The organism is Clostridium tarantellae (assembly GCF_009295725.1).
Lineage (GTDB): Bacteria > Bacillota > Clostridia > Clostridiales > Clostridiaceae > Sarcina > Sarcina tarantellae.
Genome location: NZ_WHJC01000143.1, coordinates 1 through 8,941, shown reverse-complemented (window position 1 = coordinate 8,941; position 8,941 = coordinate 1). Strand labels below are relative to the sequence as shown.

The 8,941-nt window shown below is 26.4% G+C and carries 5 protein-coding genes; all 5 read left to right on the top strand.

Annotation, left to right across the window (positions count from 1 at the left end; genetic code table 11):
• Nucleotides 1–276: 276 nt before the first annotated feature.
• The gene (locus tag GBZ86_RS09870; RefSeq protein ID WP_152890227.1) at nt 277–1,731 is read left to right on the top strand and encodes an ATP-binding protein; all 1,455 of its coding nucleotides are present in this window, start codon (nt 277–279) and stop codon (nt 1,729–1,731) included.
• A complete protein-coding gene (locus GBZ86_RS09865; protein ID WP_152890225.1) occupies nt 1,724–4,438 on the top strand; it encodes a Z1 domain-containing protein in 2,715 nt (904 codons plus the stop codon). Before GBZ86_RS09870 ends, GBZ86_RS09865 begins: the two co-directional genes overlap by 8 nt.
• On the top strand, nt 4,438–5,364 hold the full coding sequence (locus GBZ86_RS09860) for a PD-(D/E)XK motif protein (protein ID WP_152890223.1): 927 nt from the start codon (nt 4,438–4,440) through the stop codon (nt 5,362–5,364). The genes GBZ86_RS09865 and GBZ86_RS09860 overlap by 1 nt, the downstream gene beginning before the upstream one ends.
• Before the next feature lies 1 nt (nt 5,365).
• Nucleotides 5,366–7,444 carry an AIPR family protein gene (locus GBZ86_RS09855; protein WP_152890221.1) on the top strand — a complete coding sequence of 693 codons (2,079 nt, stop codon included), beginning with the start codon at nt 5,366–5,368 and terminating at the stop codon, nt 7,442–7,444.
• A 97-nt stretch (nt 7,445–7,541) separates the two neighbouring features.
• Nucleotides 7,542–8,801 (top strand): DNA (cytosine-5-)-methyltransferase, encoded by a 1,260-nt coding sequence (dcm, locus tag GBZ86_RS09850; RefSeq protein ID WP_327444853.1) that lies wholly within the window; start codon nt 7,542–7,544, stop codon nt 8,799–8,801.
• The last annotated feature ends 140 nt before the right edge of the window (nt 8,802–8,941 follow it).

Below are 8,941 nucleotides of genomic sequence, written 5' to 3'. Positions count from 1 at the left end.
AACATTTATGTTTAACTCCTTGTGTGTTTTTTTTGTGTGAGAACTTAATTATAACAGGGTTTTATCATAAATGTTTTTTTATTTTATTATGCTGTAAAATTATTCAAGCATTTTTGCACTATTATAGCATATAAATTATAAATGGTGAAGAATGGAATAATACTATCAATTTAAAATTAGACAGACTAGTATAAATATTTTATAGTATAATTGTAGATAGTTAATTATAATATTATTTCATGATATTATAAAATAAATAATAATAAGGTGATTATAGTGTTTAGTAAAGAAAGTATTCCATTTGCACCAAGTTTAATAGAATCTATGAGATCTTTAGGATATTCATTTGAAGCTGCTATAGCAGATTTAATAGATAATAGTATTAGTGCAAATGCCAATAAAATTGATATACGATTATCAGATGATATTGAACCATATATGATAATTTTTGATAATGGGCATGGAATGACAAGCTGTCAAATAGAAGATGCTATGAGATATGGAAGTAAAAATCCATTAGATATTAGAGAAAAAAATGATTTGGGAAGATTTGGTTTAGGGTTGAAATCAGCATCGCTATCTCATTGTAGAAAATTAGTAGTAATAAGTAAAAAAAACAATGAAACACATGGATATTCATGGGATTTGGACTATGTAATAGAACAAGGTGCGTGGATGTTAATTGGATACAATGAAGAGGAATTAAAAGAATTTCCTGAGGTTGACATGCTAAATAATGTTGAATCTGGAACATATATATTACTACAAAAATTTGATAGAATTCAAGAGTCAACGAATAACCTACAAAAGACATTAAATAGGCATATGGATACAACAATTGATCATATAGCTTTAGTTTTTCATAGATTTCTAGAAAAAGAGATAGATATATATGTAAATAGTAGAAAGGTAGAAGGAAGAGATCCATTTTTAATAACCAATAAAGCAACTCAAAGAAAGCGAGAGCAAAATTTGAATATATCAGGAGCAACAATAAGTGTTAAGCCATATATACTTCCACATGTATCTAAATTAAAGAAAAGTGATTTAGATAAGATTGGCGGTAAAGATAGATTGAAAAGTGAACAAGGATTTTACATATATAGAAATAGACGGTTGATTATATGGGGAACTTGGTTTAGATTAGAAAGAAAAGATGAGTTAAGCAAATTAGCACGTGTTCAGGTTGATATACCAAATGACTTAGATTATATGTGGAATATAGATATAAAGAAAAGCTCAGCTAACCTACCAGATTTAATAAAAAAGAATTTATATAATTGTGTTTATGAGGCGGTGTTAAATAGTGAGTCAGTACATAGCTATAGAGGAAGAAAAGTTAATGGTAACGAGTTTGATTATGTGTGGGAAAGAATTGAAAATAGGGGAGCATTTGAGTATAAAATCAATAGAAAACTTCCACAAATTAAGCTGTTAGAAGCGACATTAAATAAAGAACAAATAAATTCTCTTGATGATTTATTAAATCAATTAGAAGAAACATTGCCAGTTGCAACATTATATATAGATGCAGCAAAAGGAAACATAAATGAAAAGTGCAAATCAAAAAAAACAGAAGAATTGTTTGAAGAAGTAATGGAACAAATAGAGTTTGCAAAATCAAATAATTTTGACTATAAGAAGATAGCGGAATCTTTTTTAAAAACCGAGCCATATTGTATGAATGATGAATTGAAGTTATTAGTGAAGGAGAAAGTTGAGAATGAATAATATAACAAAGCAGTTTCATGATGTTATTTTGCAAATGGTGGTTAGTAAAAATGCTAATAATGAAAATGAAATAGATACAATAATTAGTGAATTTAGTAGGTTACCTATGTTTAATAGCAATTTAACTAAAGATGATATTAAAGAGGTAAGAAAAGAAATTTTGTCAGAAAGATCAATAAAGCTTAATTTAGGAACCTTAATTGAAGGATATGTTAAGCATGAAAAATGGTTTTTAAACAGGAAAGCTGACTTAGAAATGAGATATTGGGAAAGGTATAAGATGTATCTTGTAGGACAAAAAAAATTTCCAAGTGATGTAGTTAATACAATGGATACTATGTTAGACACATTAACTGATTTATTAGGTGATCCTGAATTAGATAGTTCATTTCAACGGAGAGGTCTTATTATTGGTGATGTTCAATCAGGGAAGACATCAAATTATACGGGGCTTATATGCAAAGCTGTAGATGCTGGATATAAAGTAGTAGTACTCTTAACAGGTGTAATAGAAAAGTTGCGTCAACAAACACAAATGAGATTAGATGAAGGGTTTGTTGGAATAGATAGTACGGCCATGATAAATAAAAAAGTTAATAATGTTATAGGTGTAGGTAAGTATAATTCAAGTTTTAATCCAGTAGTGTTAACATCAACAATGAATGATTTTAAAGCACAAACAGCTAGAAATTTAGGATTCAATTTAGCAACAATAAATGAGCCTGTATTGTTTGTTATTAAGAAAAATGTTTCTACTTTAAAGCATCTGAATAAGTGGCTTAAAACATTTAATCAAAGTGAAAATGATATAATAGATAATTCGATATTAGTAATTGATGACGAATCAGACAATGCTTCAGTTAATACTAATCCAGAAGATAGAAATCCAACAACTATAAATTTTCAAATAAGAGAATTGTTAAGTGTATTTAGAAAAGCTAGTTATGTAGGATTTACAGCAACACCATTTGCTAATATCTTTATAGACCCTGAATCAAATGATGAAATGATAAAAGAAGATTTGTTTCCTAAAGATTATATATATTCATTAAACTCACCAACAAATTATATAGGAGCAAGAAATATTTTTGAAGATGACGGAAAGCATAGAGGTATGTTAAAAGAGATAGATGAAGATGCTATAGAAATTGATATACCAAGTAATCATAAAAGTGATTTTTTGGTTTATTCAATTCCATTAGATTTAATAGAAGCAATTAATGTATTTTTAATTGCAAATGTTATACGAGATTTAAGAGATGATATTAATGTTCATAGATCTATGCTAATTAATGTTAGTAGATTTACAAATGTACAAAATCAAATTGAAAGGATCGTAAATAACTATCTTAAAGACGTACAAAATGCTATAAGACTATATGGATGTACTAATTCACAAAATGAAATAATAAATGGAATATATAATGCTTTCAAAAGAAATTATAGTGAACTAGGATATAAATGGGATGATATAAAAAAGAATATGTATAAATCAATAACGCCTATTACAATAGTGACAGTAAATCAAAGTAAAAAAAATGCATTAAATTATGAAGAGTGTAAAACACATGGATTAAGAGTAATAGCAATTGGTGGATTGAGTTTATCAAGAGGGTTAACTTTAGAAGGATTAATTGTAAGTTATTTTTATAGAAATTCCAAAATGTATGATACGCTTATGCAAATGGGAAGATGGTTTGGGTATAGAAAGAATTATGAAGATTTATGTAAAATTTGGATGACGCCAAAAAGTATAGAGTGGTATGAACATATTAGTTTAGCTACAGATGAATTAAGAAAAGATATAAAACAATATGAAAATTCTGGATTGACACCAAAGGATTTTGGATTAAGAGTTAGATCGGACATAAATGCATTACTTGTTACAGCGAGAAATAAAATGAGGACAGCTAGCTCAGTAGAAGTATGTGTTAATTTAAGTGGGGAAGTAATTGAAACTACAAATTTATTTAATGATGTAGATTTTAATAAGCAAAATAGCCAAGCAATACAAAATATGGTGATAGAATTACTGAGCAATAAGAAAATAGTAGAGCAATCAGGTAAAAATTCATATATATTTAAAAATATTGACAAGAAGTCAGTAATAAAATTATTAAGTGAATTCAAGTTGCCAACAATAAATACCGTATTTAATACGGAGCATATTATAGAATTTATAAATGGGTATAAAGGTAGAGAGTTGGAAAAATGGGATATTGCATTTGCATCAGGAGAATCAGAAAAAGAGTTTCAAATTATTGGAGATAAAAAAATAAAGAGAATTAAAAGATCATTTTCAATAGAAAATAAAGGGAAAATATTAAAAATGTCAGGTAAAAATAAAAGGTTAGGTAGCTCAAGTGATGGAAAGTATGGATTAACGAAAGAGCAGATAAAACATGTCCAATCTTGTACAGAAAAGAAGAATGTTCCTCAAAATTATTATTTTAAATATGTTGATAGAAATCCTCTGCTGATGATATACATAGTTGAACTGAACAATTGTAAAAATAAAGACAGTGAAAGCGTTGATGAAATTAAAAATAAATTTAATAAAAGTAAATATCCATTAGTTGGTATAGGTGTAGGAATTCCCAAATTAAAAAATAATAAAACTAAATTAGCTAAATATACTATTAATAAAATTCAACAAGATTTAACTTATGAGGATGAATTTGGTGAAGAATTTGGAGATGAAGAGTAATGTTAAGTAAAATTAAGTTGAGATTTGAGCAAGAAAAGCCAGATAAAACATTTAGAAGAATTGATGATAATCATAAACTAGATATTTATTTAGGATATTCTGAAGATAATTGTGCAACTATGGTTATTACTGCAAAAGGAAAAATAAGACATGTTGAATCATCTAAAGCAATTGATATAAAATTGTTTAAAAAGAATAACAAAGAATATTCTTTATCATTTGCATTGTTAAATAAAGAGAGTGAAATTATTTTTTATAGATTTTGTGAAGATATTATAGAGAGTAGTAGATATATTGAAAGTAATGATGAGGTTTCATTTATATTAAGCAGATGGAATAAATGGAAATTAATGTTTAAGAAGGCGAGTAATCGATTATTAAACGAAAATGAGATACAAGGATTAATAGGTGAATTAGTTTTTATAAGAGATTATTTGGCACCTGAAATCGGATATAATGAAGCAATAAGATCATGGATGGGACCCAATAAATCTCATAAAGATTTTGAATTTGAAGATATTTGGTATGAAGTTAAATCAATTAAGCAAGGAGCTACTACTGTTAAGATAAGTTCTATAGAGCAATTAGAATCTAATTTAGAGGGATATTTAGAAGTTATTACCTTTAAAAAAAGCAATGCTAGTGTTAGAAATGCAATATCATTAAATATTATTATTGATAATATCAAGAGTAAGATTAATAATTTTAATACGTGTCTTTTATTTAAAGATAAGTTATTAGAAATAGGATATTTATATGATGATGATTATAATGAAGTTTATTATAAACTAATAAAAAAAGTAAGATATAGTGTGGAAGAAGAATTCCCAAGGATAAGAAATAGAGATTTAAGAAATGGAATTGTAAAGGTTAGTTATGATATTTTATTAAAAGATATTGAAAGGTTTATAGAGGGAGACGAGTAGTATGGAATTATTGGAATATAGACAAGTACTGCTAGAAGATATAAGAATAGCAGCAAATGCTAATATGACGGATATTAACAGTGAATTCATTAACTATATTACGGATATATTAATAGAAGCAGAAGAATTTGATGATTTTACAGAAATATATTTTGAATCAATTGGTAAAAAAAATAAAAGAATACAAATAGATGGTTATTATTTTGATGAGGTGGATAAGAGTTGCGTAATTTTAATAAGTGATTTTTCTAATTCAGATGAATTAGGAACAATAAGAAATACTGATGTTGAAAAATTATTTTCAAAGATGGAAGCATTTGTTGAGAATTCATTAAATGGTTATATAAAAGATAAGTGTGAAGAAAGTAGCGAAGGTTATAGTTTTTCATTAGAACTTGCAAGTAGAATAAAAGAAATCATTAAATTTAGATTTTATATTATTTCAGATAGGATAATTAGCGATAGAATAAAGAGTATTAATAACAAGATAATTCAAGATAAAAGCATTGAATTAAATGTTTGGGATATATCGAGAGCATATAATATTGCAAAATCAAAAATGAAAAAAGAGAGCATTGAGATAAATTTAGGAGATTATAAAATAAAAGGATTATCTTCTATACTAGCAGTAGATTGTAAGAAAGAAAGATATAAATCGTATTTAACAGCTATCCCAGGAGATATTTTAGCTAACTTATATATTAAGTATGGTTCAAGGTTATTAGAAGGTAATGTTAGATCCTTTTTGAGTATAAGAGGAAAAGTAAATAAACAAATAAGAAGTACCATATTAAATGAACCAGAAATGTTTTTTGCTTTTAATAATGGAATAGCAGCTACAGCTACAAAAGTAGAATGTGAAAACACAGAAAATGGATTAGTTATTAAAAAGTTGAAAGATTTGCAAATAATAAATGGTGGACAAACTACAGCATCTATAGCAAATGCGGTTTTACAAGATAAAAAAGATGTTTCTAATATAATTGTTCCTATGAAATTATCTATAGTAGATTATGAAAAATCAGAAGAAATAATTCCTATAATATCTAGATGTGCAAATAGTCAAAATAAGGTTGATGAAGCGGACTTCTTTTCTAATCATCCTTATCATATTAGAATAGAAGAATATTCAAGAAAAATGTATGCTCCAGCAGTAAATGGAAATCAATATCAGACAATTTGGTTTTATGAGAGAGCAAGAGGTCAACATACACAAGAACAAATGAAATTAACTAAGTCAGAAAGAAAAAAATATTTAATGAAAAATCCTAAAAATCAAGTTATTAAAAAGGTGGATTTAGCCAAATATATAAATACAATTGAAGGATATCCATATATTGTTAGTAGAGGTGCTCAAGCGGGAATGAGAGAATTTGCCAATAGGATAGACAAAATATGGAAAGAAAATGATGCAAAATTTAATGAATATTATTATAAAAAAATTATAGCTTTAGCAATATTATATAAAGAAACAGAAAAAATAGTATCAAATCAAGAATGGTATAAGGAGATAAAATCATATAGAGCCAATATTGTAACATATACCTTGGCAATATTATTTAATCATATAAAAAAAGAGTATAAAAAATTAAGTTTTGATTTTAAAAGAATTTGGAACGAACAAAGTTTATATAGTGAATTGAAAAAGCAATTAACTATTCTAAGTAAAGAAGTTTTTTTATTTATAACAAGAGATGATAGATTAACATTGAATGTAACAGAATGGTGTAAAAAAGAAATTTGTTGGGAAAGAGCTTTAAAGGAAAAGTGGACATTTGATGAAAAATTTTTGCTAAGTTTGATTTTGAAAGAAAATGAAATAAATGAAAATAAGTTAGGAATTAAAGAGAGAAAATTAGATGCAGATATAAACGTTGAACTAGAAGTAATAAAGTTAGGAAGTGATTATTGGAAAGGGATGATGGAGTGGGCTATAGATAAGAGACTATTATCTGATTTAGAGAAGAATTTGGTTAAACTAGTAGCTAATTGCGAAAAAACTGGTAAAATGCCTACACCTAGACAATGTAAGGTATTATTAAAAGTTAAAGAAAAAGCTTATCAAGAAGGATATAAATAACAATTGAGTATAGTTATAGATTTTAGTTAAAACAACTGATAAAATTTTAGTGAGATATATGGGTTAATAAACAGTTATGAAAGATGAGGTGATAAAAGTGCTAAGAGTAGTAGAATCATTTAGTGGAATAGGAAGTCAAGTAAAAGCATTAAAGAACATAGGTATAGAGCACGAAGTCATCGCAACTATTGAATGGGATATAAATGCTATAATAGCATATGATATTATTCATTATGGGCCACAAGATATCAGTGAATATGAGATTAAAAATAAAGAAGAGTTAATAGCAGAACTGGAATGTTATACGTTAAGTAATGATGGAAAAACTAAATTAACTAAAGAGGGATTTAAGAGATTAGGAAAAGAAACTATTAGTAGGCTTTTATATGCAATAAAGCGTAGCCATAATTTAGGTAGTATAACAGATGTGACTGGATACACATTATCCGAAAACACTGATTTGTTTACATATTCATTTCCATGTCAAGATTTATCAATAGCTGGAGCTTGGCATGGAAATAATAGTGGAATAAATAGAGATGCGAATAATAGATCTGGTATGCTATGGGAAGTAGAAAGGATACTATTAGAAAGATTTAATGCTAAAATAAAGCTTCCAAAATTTTTGCTTATGGAGAATGTAAGTAATATATTGTCTAATACTCATATAGGAAATTTTTTAGAGTGGAAAAAAGTTTTAAAAAGTATGGGATATATAAATTTTATATATAAGTTAAATGCAAATGATTTTGGAATACCTCAAAAAAGAGAGCGTGTATATATGTTAAGTGTATTTTGTGGTGAAAATCATGAAAAATCAAAGTTAATAATAGAATATATGAAAAATAATGATTTAAATAATAAATTATATTTAAATAAGTTAAACATAAAACATAAAGATATAAGTGATATATTAAGATTGTACTATAATTCAAATGAAAAATACAGAAAAGAAGCTAATGAGGCTCAACCTAATGACACTAAATCAAGGAAAAAAATATATGAGGAAAATGATAAAATATTTGATGGTAAAAATATAGCTATTAAAGCTATATCAACAATAACTACTAAGCAAGATAGACATCCTAATTCTGGTGTTATACATTATGAAGGTTTAATTCAAGGAAAAAGCAATTTTAGATATTTAACACCTAGAGAGTGTTTTATGTTAATGGGATTTGAAGAAAAAGATTTTCAAGCATTAGTGGACAATAATTTTGAAGTTTGTAAGAATAGAAAGTTTTTTGTTCCAAGTAAGTTGTATAAGTTGGCAGGAAATAGTATAGTAGTTAATGTTTTGGAATATATTTTTATTCAAGTTAATTATATTAATAAAAATTTTTTTGAAAATAAATAATTAATAGATAAATAAATCCCTAATTATTCATGAAAAAATAAAAATCATAATAGATATGGCTTAAAATAATGCTTTTCTACAAAAAAAAATTCACCTATTAGGTGAAAAAGTATAGAAAAAAGGATTCAACCCTGTTATTG